Source organism: Pseudodesulfovibrio hydrargyri, assembly GCF_001874525.1.
In the GTDB taxonomy this organism is placed as follows: domain Bacteria; phylum Desulfobacterota; class Desulfovibrionia; order Desulfovibrionales; family Desulfovibrionaceae; genus Pseudodesulfovibrio; species Pseudodesulfovibrio hydrargyri.
The window spans coordinates 152434-168441 of record NZ_LKAQ01000001.1; the positions used below are offsets into that span (position 1 = coordinate 152434).

A 16008-nucleotide genomic window follows, 5' to 3' on the forward strand; every position below is an offset into this window, starting at 1 on the left:
TCCGCCCTGCTTTGCGCGTTTGTTTCTTCACCTCGATCTGGCACAAATAAAAAACCACGTAATTTTAATGTGTTGAAAATAACTAATTCGATTTATAAATACCTGTCATTTACAATATCTATATTTAAAAAAACACATCAATACAACGTTCCGACACCAAATCACGGCCCAAAACAGGCCATTGTTCAAATGAACATAATGAAATCATGGATTTTTTTATGGTATTTACAAAATCGCTCAAGACACACTTCCGTCTAATGACCGTGCGGTGAGCGGTACGGCAAAACTCAAGGAGGCATCCTCATGAAACTGGATCGCCGAAACTTTCTCAAACTCGCAGGTACGGGAGCTGCGTGTATGACGCTGGGACAGCTGGGTTTCGACCTTGCTCCCGTGAAGGCGTACGCCGCGCAACTCAAGATCAGCGGCGCCAAGGAAATACTGACCGTCTGTCCCTTCTGTTCCGTGAGCTGCAACGTCATCGGCTACGTCAAGGACGGCAAGCTGGTCAGCTCCGAAGGCGACCCCGACTACCCGGTCAACGAAGGCGCGCTGTGCGCCAAGGGCGCGGCCATGCTGTCCATGACCACCGAGCACAACCGGCTGCAGACGCCCATGTACCGGGCCCCGTTCTCCGACAAGTGGGAAGAGAAGAGCTGGGATTGGATCCTCGACCGCATCGCCAAACGGGTCAAGGAGACCCGCGACAAGGACTTCATCCTGCGCAACCAGGACGGCAAGGCCGTCAACCGCATCGAGTCCATGTTCCTGCTCGGCACCTCCCACGCCTCCAACGAGGAATGCGCCCTGACACACCAGTTCGCCCGCGCGCTCGGCATCGTCTACATGGACCACCAGGCCCGCGTCTGCCACAGCTCCACCGTGTCCGCCCTGGGCGAATCCTTCGGTCGCGGCGCCATGACCAACCACTGGACCGACATCGCCAACGCCGACTCCATTCTGATCATGGGCAGCAACGCGGCCGAGCACCATCCCATTTCCTTCAAATTCGTCCTGCGCGCCAAGGACAAGGGTGCCACCGTCATGCACGTGGACCCGAAGTTCTCCAGGACCTCGGCCAGGTCCGACTTCCACGTGCCCCTGCGCTCCGGCACGGACATCGCCTTCCTGGGCGGCATGGTCAAATACATCATCGAGAAGGACCGCTACTTCCATGAGTACGTCACCGAGTACACCAACGCCTCGCTTTTGGTGAACCCGGAGTTCGGCTTCAAGGACGGCCTGTTCACCGGCTACGACCCCATGACCAGGACCTACGACAAGTCCACCTGGACCTACCAGATGGACGCGGAAGGAAAGCCCAAGAAGGACAAGAGCCTGAAGGACCCGCACTGCGTCTTCCAGCTCCTCAAAAAGCACTACTCGCGCTATGATCTCGACACCGTGTCCAAGACCACGGGCGTCGACCCCAAGATCCTGGAAAAGGTCTACAAGACCTTCTCGGCCACCGGCCGCCCGGACAAGGCCGGCACGGTCATGTACGCACTCGGCTGGACCCAGCACACCGTGGGCGTGCAGAACATCCGCACCTCGGGCATCATCCAGCTGCTGCTCGGCAACATCGGCGTGGCCGGCGGCGGCATCAACGCCCTGCGCGGCGAGCCCAACGTCCAGGGCTCCACGGATCACGCCATGCTCTACCACATCCTGCCCGGCTACATGGCCATGCCCGCGGCCCCGTGGCAGACGCTGTCGCAATACAACGAGGCCAACACCCCGGTCAGCCACGACCCCGAGTCGGCCAACTGGTGGCAGCACAAGCCCGAATACATGACCAGCCTGCTCAAGGCGTGGTTCGGCGACAATGCCACCGCCCAGAACGACTTCTGTTACAACCTGCTGCCCAAGATCGAGAAGGGGCACGACTATTCGTACCTGTTCCTCTTCGACCGCATGTACAAGGGCGAGATCAAGGGCGGCTTCTTCATGGGCCTCAACCCCATGAACTCGGTGCCCAACACGCACAAGATCCGCAAGGCCATGGACAACCTCGACTGGTGCGTCTGCGCCGAGCTGCACAACTCCGAGACCACGGAGAACTGGCACCGTCCGGACGTCGACCCCAAGACGGTCAAGACCGAGATGTTCCTGCTGCCGTCTGCCCACCGCATGGAGAAATCCGGCTCGGTGACCAACTCCGGCCGCTGGGTCCTGTGGCACCACCAGTGCGTGCCGCCGCAGTTCAAGACCCGGCCCTTCGGCGAGATGTACGTGCCGCTGTTCAACATCATCCGCGATATGTACCGCAACGAGGGCGGCACCTTCGCCGCGCCCGTGCTCAACCAGGACTGGCCCGAGAAGTTCGACCCCGAGGACCTCTGCCAGCGCATCAACGGCCGCTTCCAGAAGGACACCGAGGTCAAGGGCAAGATGTACAAGAAGGGCCAGCAGGTGCCTTCCTTCACCGCCCTGAGCGCCGACGGCGCCACGTCCAGCCTGAACTGGCTGTACTGTGGAAGCTGGACCGAGGAAGACGGCAACAAGTCCCTGCGCCGCTCCCCGGAACAGACCCCCATGCAGGCCAAGATCGCCCTGTACCCCAACTGGTCCTGGTCCTGGCCGGTCAACCGCCGCATCCTCTACAACCGCGCTTCGGTGGATCTCAACGGCAAGCCGTACAACAAGGCCAAGGCGGTCATCGAGTGGAAGGACGGCAAGTGGGTCGGCGACGTGCCCGACGGCGGATGGCCGCCCCTGTCCACAGGCAAGGGCAAGCTGCCGTTCATCATGCAGACCCACGGCCTGGGACACCTGTTCGGCCCCGGCCGCATGGACGGCCCGTTCCCCGAGCACTACGAGCCCGCCGAGACCCCGGTGAACAAGAACCTGTTCTCCAAGCAGCTCTCGAGCCCGGTCTACAAGTTCACCACCAGCGCGCCCGACGTCCTGGCCAAGCCCGCCGATCCCAACTACCCGATCGTGCTGACCACCTACAGCCTGACCGAGCACTGGTGCGGCGGCGGCGAGACCCGCAACGTGCCCAACCTGCTTGAGGCGGAACCGCAGCTCTACGTCGAGATGAGCCCGGAACTGGCCAAGGAAAAGGGCATCAAGAACGGGGACGGCGTGATCATCGAATCCATCCGGGGCAAGGTCCAGGCCATCGCCATGGTCACGGTGCGCATGCGCCCGCTCAAGGTGCACGGCCGGATCATCCATGAAATCGGCATGCCCTACTGCTTCGGCTGGACCACGCCCGGCAGCGGCGATTCCACCAACCGGCTGACGCCTTCGGTGGGCGACCCGAACACCACCATCCCGGAATACAAAGCGTGCTGCGTGAACATCCGCAAGGCGGACAAGATCACCGAACTGGCACGGTAGAGGAGACAATCATGTCCAAATCCTTCCTGATAGACACATCCCGCTGCACCGCGTGCCGCGGCTGCCAACTGGCCTGCAAGGAATGGCACGGGCTTCCCGCCAACAAGACCCTGCAATGGGGAAGCCACCAGAATCCGCCGGACCTGAATCCCAACAACTATAAACTGGTCCGCTTCCACGACTACATGGACGAGACCGGCACCATCCGCTGGAACTTCTTCCCGGACCAGTGCCGTCACTGCGAGGTCCCGCCGTGCAAGGAAGTGGGCGACGTGTACATCGACAACGCCATCATCAAGGATGAAAAGACCGGCGCGGTACTGTACACCGAGAAGACCATGCAGTTCACCCCGGAGCAGGCCGAAGAGGTGCGCGAAGCCTGCCCGTACAACATCCCCCGGCGCAACGACCAGACCGGCCTTATGTCCAAGTGTACCATGTGCTTCGGCCGCATCACCAACGGTCTCCCCCCGTCCTGTGTGCGTGCCTGTCCCACCGGCACCATGAACTTCGGCGAAAGGGAAGACATGCTCAAGCTGGCCGAGGAGCGGCTCGCGCTCCTGAAGAAGAAATGGCCCAAGGCGTCGCTGGGCGATCCCGAGGACGTCAGCGTCATCTACCTGATGACCGACACGCCCGACACCTACCACGAGTACGCGGTGGCCGAGGCCAAGCCGACCTCCCCCATGACCAAGAAGCAGTTGTTCGCCAAACTGGCGAGCCCGATCAAGGCGATGAAGGCCTAAACCGTCCCGCCTCCGGAACCGGGCCGGAGCGTCCCCCGCGACGCTCCGGCCGCCTGGGGCCTTCCGGCCCCGCGTGAACGCCCGGCGCGACAGCGAACCGACAAGGACAGCCGATGCCCTCCACACAACTCTCCCTGAACATTCCCCCCCTGCCCTCCCGTGAGCCGGCCTCCTGTCCCAACGCCCCGGTTCAGGCTCCGGAACTGGTGCGCGGGGCCGCCCTGGAGCATTATTGCGCGGGGGCCATGCAGGGCCGCACGGCCATGGTCGTGGTGGAGGAACCGTTGCGCATCACCGTGCCGGGCCGCGAGGACATCATCCTGCCGCGCACTCCGGGCGACGACGAACACCTGATCGCCGGGCATCTCTTCACCCTGGGACTCATCCGCAGCCATGCCGACATCCTCGACATGACCTTTCGCGGCAACGCCCCGGCCCAGGCAGTGGTCAGGCTCAGGCAGACGCCTCCCCGGCGCGCGCCCGGCCCGTTGTCCGGCGGACCGCGCATCGATCCCGAACAAATCTTCCGGCTGCGCGACGGGTTCGAGCAACGCCAGCGGCTCTACCACAGCACCCGGGCCACTCATGCGGCCGCCCTGTTCAAGGCGGGCGGCGAACTGCTGGCCTACGGCGAGGACGTCAGCCGCCACTGTGCCTTTGACAAGGCTGTGGGCGCGGCCCTGAAAGGCCGCCTCCTGACCGAGGTGGACATCGCCATGCTGACCTCACGCCTGGCTTCGGAGTTGGCGGCCAAGGCTGCCGCGGCCCGCATTCCGGTCCTGTGCGGATTTTCCGCCGCCACCAGTTCGGGCATGGAGTTGGCCGAAAGAAGCGGCATCACCCTCATCGGACGCATGGGCGGGGATGGGTTCACCGTCTACGCCAACGGCTGGCGAATCCGTTCCTGAACCCCATTTCCGGGCCTGCCCGACCGGTCGGGCCGCACTCCCCCACTTCCCGGCTGCGGAATTATAATCACACGGGCGATATTTTTCTGGTAACATTCTATCCCTATCTCACAATCATATATTGAATCTGCATATTGCCGTATGCCGATGTTGGGAGGGAAGAATGAGTCTGCGAGTGAAGCTGTATTCGGCCATCGGATTGTTGCTGGCCGTGGGGCTGGCCATGTTCGTGGCCACGTTGGTCATAACCGCCGCCCAAGACAAGGATGGGCTGGTCATCAACCTGGCGGGCCGCCAGCGGATGCTCAGCCAGAAAATGGCCAAGGAAGCCCTGCTCTATCTCGAGGAGCGTCGCGCCGGCAGGGACGGCGCCGGTATGGGCAAGCAGGTGGAAACCACCTCGCGGCTGTTCCGCGACACCCTGGCCGCCCTGACCGATTCCGGCCCGGCCCCGATCTCGACCGACCCGGACGGCGAGAAGCGCGACCTTCCCGCTCCCTCCGGCCCGGTCAGGGAGCAACTGCTCAAAGTTCAGAAGCTGTGGGAGCCCTACAGCTCCGCCCTCGACGGCATCCTGGAGCGTCAGGCCCTGGAGAGCGACTTCAACAAGCAGAGCCTGGCCGTGCTGGTCAACATGAACCAGGCCGTGACCATGATGCAGGCGGAGTCCGAAAACCGCGTGCGCGTCCTGCTCCTCTCACAGATCATCGGCATCGTCATCATGCTCCTGACCACGCTGATCAGCTTCCTGGCCATCCAACGCAAACTCATCCTGCCGCTGCGCGAATTCAATGCGACCATGGATACCATCTGCAAGGGCGACCTGACCGGGGTCTGCCTCAATGACCAGAAGGACGAAATCGGCATGGTGGCACGTGCCCTGGCCGCCATGGAAAGCCGCCTCAAGGATGTGGTCAGCCAGGCCAAGGATTCCACTGTGACCATGGCCCATCGGAGTTCCGAACTGAACGGCATGGCCGCCACCCTGGCCGAAAACGCCACGCGGCAGGCGGGATCCGTCAGCGAGATCGCCTCGCTGATGGAAGGCATGCGTTCCAACATCGCCACCACGGCCGACAACTCCAGGAAAACCCACAAACTGGCCACCAAGGCGGCCGAGGACGCCCGCCAGAGCGGCGAGTCCGTGGGCACGGCCCTGGAGGCCATCACCACCATCGCGGGCAAGATCACGGTCATCGAGGAGATAGCCCGGCAGACCAACCTCCTTGCCCTGAACGCGGCCATCGAGGCGGCGCGCGCCGGAAACCACGGCAAGGGGTTCGCCGTGGTCGCCTCCGAAGTGCGCAAACTGGCGGAACGGTCCGGCGCGGCGGCCAAGGAGATCAGCGAACTCTCGGCCGGCACCGTGGACATATCCAACCAGGCGGGCGAGCTGCTCAAGCTGCTGGTGCCCGACATAGAGCAGACCGCAGCCATGATCGAGGAGATCAACGCCTCCAGTTCCGAGCAGCACCGCGACACCGAGATGGTAGGCAGAGCCGTCCGGGACCTGGATTCGGGCATCCAGGACACCGCGCGCATGGCCCGCGAACTGTCCGACACCACCGAGGATCTGTCCGGAGAGGCGTCCGGCCTCCGCCAGGAACTGCGGTTCTTCCGGACCGGAAGCGACAACAAGGGCACGGTGCCGCCCCGCGTGGTCAAACCGAACAGGGAATACCTGCCTCCGGCCGCACCGGTTTCCAGACCGGTCGTGCGCCCCGCGCCCAGACCGGCCGTCGCGCCCGCCGCCAAACCGGCCCAGCCGTTGCGCCCCTCCCCGGCGGATATCAAGCAGACCAAGCCGCTCATCGTCTGGGACGATTCCATCGCCACGGGCATTGAGATCATCGACGACCAGCACAAGGAGCTGATAGCCCTGATCAACCGGCTCAACAGCGCCATGCAGCAGGGACAAGGCAAGGCAGTGCTCGGCGAGATTCTGGAGGAAGTGGGCCGCTACGCAACCTACCATTTCGGCCAGGAGGAAGCCCTGTTCGACAAATACGGCTATCCCGAGGTCGAGGACCACAAGGCCGTGCACCGGGATCTGCTGGGCCAGGCCAACTCTTTCATCGAGCGATTCCAATCGGGACAAACCGGCATGAGCCACGACCTGTTCTTCTTCCTCAAGGATTGGCTGGTCGACCATATCAAGGGCGTGGATTACCGCTACATCCCCTTCTTGAAGGAAGCGATGGAAAACGACAGGTAGCCCATCCTTGGCCGTCGGTTCCGGACCGCCCCCGGTGGCCCGGAACCGACGGCCTCTCTCTCGCGACTCGGCATATAAAAAATTATCTCATAATATCATCAGCATAGATAGCAATGCAGTTGACTGCGCCTCACTGTTTCAAGGCCTGCGTTCTTCCTTTCCCGGTGGGTTTCCGACCCAGTTTTGTCCGTGCCTTCCGCTGGGCCCAAAGAGGCATTGCCCAAAACCGACGCTCAGGGTAGCCTTGGGCTCGTCGGGGCGGATGCCGCCCAAACGGCATCGGCTGCGCCGACATGGACGACCAGTACGCCTGGAACACGAAGGACAACCAACATCCCTGCCGGGAGGCAAGGTCATGAAACAGAATCGGACCGCCCTCATCCTCATCGCCTGCGCCGCGCTGCTCGCCGTCGGCGCCTTTCTCATCCTGAACCGGGGCGGTGAAGAGCCCTCCGCCGTGCGGTCCGAGGTGGTCCCGCCCGAAACCGAGCCCGCCAGGGCCCCGGACTGGGTGGGCAAGGGCCAGGAGGCCAAGCCCGACTACTCGCCGTCCACGGCCGAGCCCGAAACGGTCACCCCGCCGCCCGCCGCCGAACCCGAGAAGACCGAGGAGCCCAAGACCATCGAGGTCTCCGAGGACAAGGTGGTCACCTTCACCTTCGTGGAATCCCTGGCCGATTTCCTGCTCCACCGCTTTCAGCCGCGCGGCCCCAACGGCAAGCCCGATTCCCTGGCCACGGCCGTGTCCCTGAACCGCTACTACGGCCGCGAGCTGGACGGCTTCGCGGTGAGCGGCGACGACATCAACGGCTCGCGCAAGGCGGTCTACGACTACGCCTTCAATCCGGCCATGCTCAAGACCCTGTACGACATCTACGTCCCGGCCTTCATGGTCCACCTGGTGGACACGGCGGCCAACACCGAACGCGAATACATGGTCGGCGACGACAAGGAGACCCGGACCCTGTCCACGGACGAGATCAAGGTCATGCTCCGGCTCAACGCCCGACGCATCGAGCGCACGGCCGAGGTCTTCCACGCCTTTGCCGACGATCCGGCCATTGTCGAGATGGCCGGCAGGTACCGCCGCGCGGCCAAGGCCGTGGAGCGGGCCAACGGCCAGCTGCAGACCGCCATTGCCGAAGGCAAGGCCACGAGCGAGGCCAGCGACCGGCTCAAGCAGGCCATCCTGTTCCGCGAGCGCTCCCGGGCCGAGACCGTCACCCACCTGCGGAAGGTCTGCCAGGCCTGCCCCGAATCCGAGCTCTTCTATCTCTCCCAGTGGGCCTACCGGCGCACCCTCGGCCAGCCCGAGGAAAAGCTCAAGGCCTTCGGCACGGCCGCCGACCTGATGGACGACCTGGCCGCGCGCTTCCGGGCCAAGGCGGACGAACTCAAATAAGTGCTCATATGTTGCATTGAATGTTCTTTGTGGTATTCTCTCCGGTAGCAAGAAGAGAATTCACCAAGGAGCTCTCAATGTACTTCAAACAGATCACCACCCCCGGACTCGGTTGCTTCTCGTACGTCATCGGCTGCCCAGCCGCCGGTGAGATGGTCGTTGTGGACCCCAAGCGGGACGTGCAGGACTACCTGGACATCTCCCGCGAGGAGGGCATGAGGATCGTCCACGTCATCGATACCCACGTGCACGCGGACCACGTGTCCGGCGCGCAGGAACTGAAGTCCCAGACCGGCTGCGACATCATGGTCTACGAGACCTCGCCCGTGGACTACGCATTCACCCCGCTGGTGGAGGGCCAGCAGCTGACCGTGGGCAACGCCAAGCTCGAGGTGCTGTTCACCCCGGGGCACACCCCGGACGCCCTGTCCCTGCTGGTCACGGACACCACACGCGGCGACGAGCCGTGGATGCTGCTGACCGGCGACGTGCTCTTTGTCGGCGACATCGGGCGGCCCGACCTGGTCGGCGGAGCCAAGCTCGACGAACAGGTCCAAAACCTGTGGAACTCCCTGTACGTGAAGTTCGCCAAGTTCCCCGACAGCCTGGAGGTCTTCCCGGCCCACGGCGCGGGCTCCCTGTGCGGGCGCGGCATGTCCTCCAAGCCGAGCTCCACCCTGGGCTTCGAACGCCGCCACAACCCCATGCTTGGCTTCGACAAATTCGAGGACTTCCACCGGGCCATGAGCCAGAATTTCCCGGCCCGGCCCAAGTCCTTCAGCCACATCATATCCACCAACGCCTCGGGCGCGCCCCTGCTCGAGCGCTGCCCCCTGGACCTGGCCATGAACCCGTACAAGTTCGAGGAGAGGATGCAGGACGGCGCGGTGGTCATCGACGTGCGCGACGCCGCGGCCTATGCCGGGTACCACATCCCCGGCTCCCTGAACATCGGCTTCGAGCCCAGCCTGGCCAACTGGGTGGGCATGACCGTGGAGCCGGACGCGGACATCCTCCTGGTGGTGGACACCCGCGACGACTACGAACGCATGCGCGTGGAACTGCACCGTATCGGCTACGACAACATCCTCGGCTATCTGTCCGGCGGCATCCAGGCCTGGGTCTACAGCGGGCGCGCGGTGGATTCCCTGGCCATCGACTCGGCCCAGGTCCTGCAGAACATCCAGGACGAGGGCAAGGAGATCAGCCTGATCGACGTGCGCACCCCGGTGGAATGGGAAGGCGGCCGGATTCCCGGAGCCAAGCACATTCCGCTCGTCGACATCCTGGACGGCAAGTTCGACCTGGACGAGAACGCCCATCACCTGATCTACTGCGCGGCGGGCTACCGCGCGAACATCGCCGCATCCTATTTGCAGAAGCACGGCTACTGGGACGTCCGCAGCCTGGCGGGCGGCTACCTCGCCTGGAGCCGGGCAGGCTTCAAGACGGAAAAATAATTCACGAAACAAACAAAAGGGCCCCGGATCATCGGGGCCTTTTTTTGTGGCCGGCTGTTCGCGCCTCACGAACTCCCTAATCTAGTTGCAAAAACGTCCCATTGAACGTTATGAACAGGCGTTAAAGAACTATGTGAATAAAATCACAAAAATCCCGCATTCCGTTCGGCAATCCCAAAAAAATCGGTAAATGGCCCCGATTGGTCGGGGAACGGAAGGCAAAGGACTTGACCCCGGCTTCATAAATCGCGACACAACTAGAATGGAACGTGTATAGCCTTGCATGATCCGGTCCGCACCGGACCGCACGGGACTCGATCGTCGATCCCGCTATATGTCCCTTAGCAGACACAGGCCAAATCAAACCACTTGGAGAAGCAAATGCCCAAGAAGACCATGAAAACGATGGACGGCAATACCGCTGCCGCGCACGTGGCCTACGCCATGAGCGAGACGGCCGCCATCTACCCCATCACCCCGTCCACGCCCATGGGCGAGATCGCCGACGAATGGGCGGCCCATGGACGCAAGAACATTTTCGGCCAGACCGTGCAGATCCGCCAGATGCAGTCCGAAGCGGGCGCGGCGGGCGCGGTCCACGGCTCCCTGGCCGGAGGCGCGCTGACCACCACCTTCACCGCCTCCCAGGGACTGCTTTTGATGATCCCGAACATGTACAAGATTTCCGGCGAACTGCTGCCCGGCGTCTTCCATGTGTCCGCGCGCGCCGTGGCGGCCCACGCCCTGTCCATCTTCGGTGACCACCAGGACGTCATGGCCTGCCGCCAGACCGGCTTCGCCATGCTCTTCTCCAACTCCGTCCAGGAGGTCATGGACCTCTCCCTGGTGGCCCACCTCTCCACTGTCGAGGCATCCGTCCCGTTCCTGTCCGCATTCGACGGCTTCCGCACCTCTCATGAGATTCAAAAAATCGCGGTCATCGACTACGAGGATATGTTGCCCCTGCTGAACATGGACAAGGTCGCCGAATTCCGCAAACGGGCCATGAACCCCGAGCACCCGGACGTTCGCGGCACCGCCCAGAACCCGGACATCTACTTCCAGGGCCGCGAGGCGACCAATGCCTATTACGAGGCCATCCCGGACATCGTCACCAACGCCATGAAGCAGGTCGGCAAGATCACCGGCCGCCGCTACAAGCTGTTCGACTACGTGGGCCATCCCAAGGCGGACCGCATCATCATCGCCATGGGCTCCGGCTGCGAGACCATCGAGGAGACCGTCAACTACCTCAACGCCAACGGCAAGAAGGTCGGCCTGGTCAAAGTCCGCCTGTTCAGGCCCTTCTCGATCAAGCACCTCATGGCCGCCATCCCCAAGACCGTGAAGAAGATCGCGGTCCTCGACCGCACCAAGGAGCCCGGCTCCCTGGGCGATCCCCTGTACCTCGACATCTGCGCCGCCTACGCGGGCAAGAGCAACGCCCCGGTCATCGTGGGCGGCCGCTACGGCCTGGGTTCCAAGGACTTCACCCCGGCCCAGGTCGAATCCATCTACAACTCCCTGTCCAGGCCCAAGAACGGCTTCACCGTGGGCATCCTGGACGACGTCACCAACACCTCGCTGTTCGACTGCGACTGCGTGGACACCGCCCCCGAAGGCACGGTCCAGTGCAAGTTCTGGGGGTTGGGCTCCGATGGCACCGTGGGCGCGAACAAACAGGCCATCAAGATCATCGGCGACAACACCAACCTCTACGCCCAGGGCTACTTCGCCTATGACTCCAAGAAGTCGGGCGGCATCACCATCTCGCATCTGCGCTTCGGCAAGAAGCCCATCCAGTCCACCTACCTGGTCCAGAACGCGGACTATATCGCCTGCCACAATCCGAGCTACGTCAACCTCTACGACGTGCTCGAAGGCATCAAGGACGGCGGTACCTTCGTGCTCAACTGTTCCTGGACCGCCGAGGAGATGGACAAGAAACTGCCCGCCGCCATGCGTAGGACCATCGCCGAGAAGGGGTTGAAGTTCTACACCGTGGACGCGGTCAAGATCGCGGGCGAGGTCGGCCTGGGCGGCCGCATCAACATGGTCATGCAGACCGCCTTCTTCAAGCTGGCCGACGTCATCCCGTTCAAGAAGGCCGTGGCCCTGCTCAAGGACGGCATCGAAAAGGCATACGGCAAGAAGGGCCCGAAGATCGTGGACATGAACAACGCGGCCGTGGACGCGGCCACCGGCGCCATCGTCGAGATCCCGGTGCCCGAGTCCTGGAAGAGTCTCAAGGACGACAAGGCCCCCAGCCGCCGCGAGCCGGACTACGTCAAGAACGTCATGCGCCCGGTCCTGGCCCAGAAGGGCGACTCCCTGCCCGTCTCGGCCTTCTCCCACGACGGCACCATGCCCGCCGCCACCTCCAAATTCGAGAAGCGCGGCGTGGCCATCTTGGTCCCCGAATGGATCAAGGAAAACTGCATCCAGTGCAACCAGTGCGCCTTTGTCTGCCCGCACTCCGCCCTGCGCGCCGTGCTGGCCACCGACGACGAGATGAAGACGGCCCCGGCCACCTTCGAGACCATCGACGCGGTGGGCAAGGACGTCAAGGGCATGCACTTCCGCCTCCAGGTCAACTCCCTGGACTGCCTGGGGTGCGGCAACTGCGCCGACATTTGCCCGGCCAAGGAAAAGGCCCTGGTCATGAAGCCCATCGCCACCCAGACCGAGGTCCAGGTGCCCAACTTCGACTTCTCGGACACCGTCACCTACAAGGACGCCTTCGGCCGCGACACGGTCAAGGGCTCCCAGTTCCGCAAATCCCTGATGGAGTTCTCCGGCGCCTGCGCGGGCTGCGGCGAGACCCCGTACGTCAAGGTCATCACCCAGCTCTTCGGTGAGCGCATGGTCATCGCCAACGCCACCGGCTGTTCGTCCATCTGGGGCGCTTCCGCTCCCACCGCGCCGTACTGCGTCAATCCCGACGGCCATGGCCCGGCCTGGGGCAACTCCCTGTTCGAGGACGCCGCCGAATTCGGCTACGGCATCGAGATGGCCACGGACCAGCGCCGCACCCACCTGGCCCAGCTCTGCCAGGAGGCCGCCAAGGCCGAAACCGGCGCGCTCAAGACCAAGCTGAACAAGTGGGCCAAGGTCATGAACGATCCCGAAGAGTCCAAGCTTGCCGGCGAGGCCATCAGGAAGGCACTCAAAGGCACGCGCAAGAAGGCTCTCAAGGAAATCCTGGACATGTCCGACCTGTTCACCAAGCAGTCCATCTGGATCTTCGGCGGCGACGGTTGGGCCTACGACATCGGCTACGGCGGACTGGACCACGTGCTCGCTTCCGGCAAGGACATCAACGTCCTGGTCCTGGACACCGAGGTCTACTCCAACACCGGCGGCCAGTCCTCCAAGGCCACCCCGCTCGGCTCCATCGCCAAGTTCGCGGCGGCCGGCAAGACGACCAACAAGAAGGACCTGGGCCGCATGGCCATGACCTACGGCTACGTCTACGTGGCCTCCGTGTCCATGGGCGCCAACAAGCAGCAGTTCCTCAAGGCCATCAAGGAGGCCGAGGCCTACCCCGGCCCGTCCCTGATCATCGCCTACGCTCCGTGCATCAACCAGGGCATCAAGAAGGGCATGGGCAAGACCCAGCTGGAACAGAAGCTGGCCGTGGATTCCGGCTACTGGCCGCTCTACCGCTACAACCCGCTGCTGGCCGACGAGGGCAAGAACCCGTTCATCCTGGAATCCAAGGCGCCCGACGGCACCCTCCAGGAGTTCCTGTCCGGCGAAAACCGCTACGCCATGCTCGAGCGCTTCTACCCCGAGTTCTCCAAGGAATACCGGGCCGAAATCGAGAACACCTATAACAAGCGCTACGAAACCCTCAAGCACATGGCGGGCGAAGACTGCAAGGAATAACCCCGCGATAACCGTGACCTATAAAAGGGCCGGAGCATTTGCTCCGGCCTTTTTTGCCCCCGGCCCCCCATCCCCATCCTTTCCTAAACTTTTCAGGTGCCTTCGGCAGGGGCGTGCGGTCGCGATGTGACGAAGGGGTGAACGAGAGAAATTACATTTGGAAGAGAACGGGCATTGACCTTGGAAGGGAATGGATCAATTCTGCGTGCACCGGCCGCCCGGCGGCCTTGAACGGATACATTTACAAGGAAGGATACCATGAGCTGTGTAGCCACCTTCAGCCTCTTTCCCCTGGAGCGGCCGGACCAGGGCTCGTTCGCGCCCTATGTGGCCCGGACCATCGAGATCGTCCGGGAATCCGGCCTGGCCCATGAACTCGGCCCCATGGGCACCGTGCTGGAAGGCGACCTCGCCGACATAATGCGGACCATCAAGCAATGCCACGACGACATGCGCAAGGAATGCGGCCGGGTCTACCTGACCCTGGCCGTGGACTCCCGGGAAGGCGAATCCGGGCGCATGCGCGGCAAGGTGGACAGCGTCGGGGAGTTGCTGAAATGAGCGCTCCCGAGACGTTGATCCAAACCATCTGGCGGGACATCCGGGCGGTCCGCGAAAAAGCCCCGCTCATCGTCAACATCACCAACTACGTGGTCACCAACAACACGGCCAACTCCCTGCTCGCCCTGGGGGCGTCGCCCGCCATGAGCCATGTGGCAGAGGACCTGCCCGGCCTGGTCAACCTGGCCGGGGCCCTGGTGGTCAACATCGGCACCCTGGCCGACGACTACGTGGTCGGCATGCACGCGGCCATGGCCCGGGCCAACGACATGGGCATGCCCATCGTGCTCGACCCGGTGGCCGCCGGGGTGAACGCCCTGCGCACCGACATCTCCCGTAAATTCCTGGAAAAGTACCACCCCGCCATCCTCCGTGGAAACGCCTCGGAGATCATGGCCGTGGCCGGGGAGGACGGCAAGCCCAAGGGCGTGGACACCTTCATGGGCGTGGACGAGGCAAAAGGCGCGGCCAAGGCCCTGAACGAGCGCTACGGCTGCGTGGTCCTGGTCAGCGGCGAGACCGATCTGGTGGTCGGCAAGAACCGCGAGACGCGGTTGGCCGGAGGGTCGGCCATGATGCCGCGCGTGACCGGGCTCGGCTGCACCTGCACCGCCCTGGCCGGGGCGTTCGCCGCCATACAGCCCGACTTTTTCCAGGCCGCCGTGGACACCGCGGCGGTCATGAACATGGCCGGGGAGCAGGCAGCCGAGGTTTCGCCCGGCCCGGGCAGCCTCCAGATGCATTTTCACGACGCGCTCTACCTCCTGGACGAGGACACGGTGCGCGCCCGGCTCAAGGTGGTGGCGGAATGAATCCTCAAGATTTGCTCGTCTATCTCGTGACCGACCGCAGCCTCTGCCTGGGCCGGTCCCTGGAAGAGGTCGTGGCCCGGGCCGCCGAGGGCGGCTGCACCATGGTCCAGCTGCGCGAAAAGGAGGCCGACACCGGCGAATTCGTGGCCCTCGCCCGCGCCCTGCACAAGCTGCTCAAGCCCCTGTCCATCCCCCTGCTGATCAACGACCGCGTGGACGTGGCCCTGGCCGCCGGGGTCGAGGGCGTGCACGTGGGTCAGTCCGACATGCTCCCCGAAGACGTCCGCAGACTCATGGGCCCGGACGCCATCGTCGGCCTGTCCGTGGAGACCGAGGCCGAACTCCTGGACGCCCAAAACCGCCCGGTGGACTACATAGGCATCGGCCCGGTCTACCCCACCCAGACCAAGAAGGACGTCAAGGGATCGCCCTGGGGCCCGGACGGACTCAGGCGCGCCGTGGAATTGTCCTCCCTCCCGCTGGTGGCCATCGGCGGCGTGCAGCGCGACAACGTAAAGGATGTGGCCGGTTCGGGTGTGGCGGGCATCGCCGTGGTCTCGGCCATCTGCTCCGCCCCCTCCCCGACCGAGGCGACGCGGGAGCTGGTCCGCACCATGAAGGAAGGGGCGCGGTAGGACCGCCCCCCTTCACTCGTGCCCCATTGTTCGGGG

General features: G+C 63.6%; 10 protein-coding genes. All 10 read left to right on the forward strand.

Annotated features, from left to right (window positions below; genetic code table 11):
* The first annotated feature begins 303 nt into the window (after positions 1-303).
* Entirely contained in the window at positions 304-3345 is a 3042-nt protein-coding gene (gene fdnG, locus BerOc1_RS00755) for a formate dehydrogenase-N subunit alpha (RefSeq protein ID WP_071543820.1), read from the forward strand.
* Positions 3346-3356: 11 nt separating this feature from the next.
* The gene (locus BerOc1_RS00760; protein WP_071543821.1) at positions 3357-4091 is read left to right on the forward strand and encodes a 4Fe-4S dicluster domain-containing protein; all 735 of its coding nucleotides are present in this window, start codon (positions 3357-3359) and stop codon (positions 4089-4091) included.
* A 113-nt stretch (positions 4092-4204) separates the two neighbouring features.
* Positions 4205-4999, forward strand: a complete 795-nt coding sequence (locus tag BerOc1_RS00765; RefSeq protein ID WP_084640987.1) for a formate dehydrogenase accessory sulfurtransferase FdhD — start codon at positions 4205-4207, stop codon at positions 4997-4999.
* Between the two features lie 163 nt (positions 5000-5162).
* Positions 5163-7214 carry a bacteriohemerythrin gene (locus BerOc1_RS00770; protein ID WP_084640989.1) on the forward strand — a complete coding sequence of 684 codons (2052 nt, stop codon included), beginning with the start codon at positions 5163-5165 and terminating at the stop codon, positions 7212-7214.
* A gap of 355 nt (positions 7215-7569) precedes the next feature.
* Entirely contained in the window at positions 7570-8616 is a 1047-nt protein-coding gene (locus tag BerOc1_RS00775; protein WP_071543823.1) for a hypothetical protein, read from the forward strand.
* A 77-nt stretch (positions 8617-8693) separates the two neighbouring features.
* Entirely contained in the window at positions 8694-10076 is a 1383-nt protein-coding gene (locus BerOc1_RS00780) for an MBL fold metallo-hydrolase (RefSeq protein ID WP_071543824.1), read from the forward strand.
* Positions 10077-10457: 381 nt separating this feature from the next.
* Entirely contained in the window at positions 10458-13964 is a 3507-nt protein-coding gene (gene nifJ / locus BerOc1_RS00785) for a pyruvate:ferredoxin (flavodoxin) oxidoreductase (protein ID WP_071543825.1), read from the forward strand.
* A gap of 258 nt (positions 13965-14222) precedes the next feature.
* Positions 14223-14525 carry an MTH1187 family thiamine-binding protein gene (locus tag BerOc1_RS00790; protein WP_071543826.1) on the forward strand — a complete coding sequence of 101 codons (303 nt, stop codon included), beginning with the start codon at positions 14223-14225 and terminating at the stop codon, positions 14523-14525.
* Positions 14522-15337, forward strand: a complete 816-nt coding sequence (thiM, locus tag BerOc1_RS00795) for a hydroxyethylthiazole kinase (RefSeq protein WP_071543827.1) — start codon at positions 14522-14524, stop codon at positions 15335-15337. Before BerOc1_RS00790 ends, thiM begins: the two co-directional genes overlap by 4 nt.
* Complete coding sequence (gene thiE, locus BerOc1_RS00800) at positions 15334-15972, forward strand: thiamine phosphate synthase (protein ID WP_071543828.1); 639 nt, start codon at positions 15334-15336, stop codon at positions 15970-15972. Before thiM ends, thiE begins: the two co-directional genes overlap by 4 nt.
* Positions 15973-16008 lie beyond the last annotated feature (36 nt).

Bases quoted from the DNA above. Each gene is read 5' to 3' on its own strand.
- fdnG (WP_071543820.1), top strand. From the start codon at position 304: ATGAAACTGGATCGCCGAAACTTTCTCAAACTCGCAGGTACGGGAGCT.
- BerOc1_RS00760 (WP_071543821.1), top strand. From the start codon at position 3,357: ATGTCCAAATCCTTCCTGATAGACACATCCCGCTGCACCGCGTGCCGC.
- BerOc1_RS00765 (WP_084640987.1), top strand. From the start codon at position 4,205: ATGCCCTCCACACAACTCTCCCTGAACATTCCCCCCCTGCCCTCCCGT.
- BerOc1_RS00770 (WP_084640989.1), top strand. From the start codon at position 5,163: ATGAGTCTGCGAGTGAAGCTGTATTCGGCCATCGGATTGTTGCTGGCC.
- BerOc1_RS00775 (WP_071543823.1), top strand. From the start codon at position 7,570: ATGAAACAGAATCGGACCGCCCTCATCCTCATCGCCTGCGCCGCGCTG.
- BerOc1_RS00780 (WP_071543824.1), top strand. From the start codon at position 8,694: ATGTACTTCAAACAGATCACCACCCCCGGACTCGGTTGCTTCTCGTAC.
- nifJ (WP_071543825.1), top strand. From the start codon at position 10,458: ATGCCCAAGAAGACCATGAAAACGATGGACGGCAATACCGCTGCCGCG.
- BerOc1_RS00790 (WP_071543826.1), top strand. From the start codon at position 14,223: ATGAGCTGTGTAGCCACCTTCAGCCTCTTTCCCCTGGAGCGGCCGGAC.
- thiM (WP_071543827.1), top strand. From the start codon at position 14,522: ATGAGCGCTCCCGAGACGTTGATCCAAACCATCTGGCGGGACATCCGG.
- thiE (WP_071543828.1), top strand. From the start codon at position 15,334: ATGAATCCTCAAGATTTGCTCGTCTATCTCGTGACCGACCGCAGCCTC.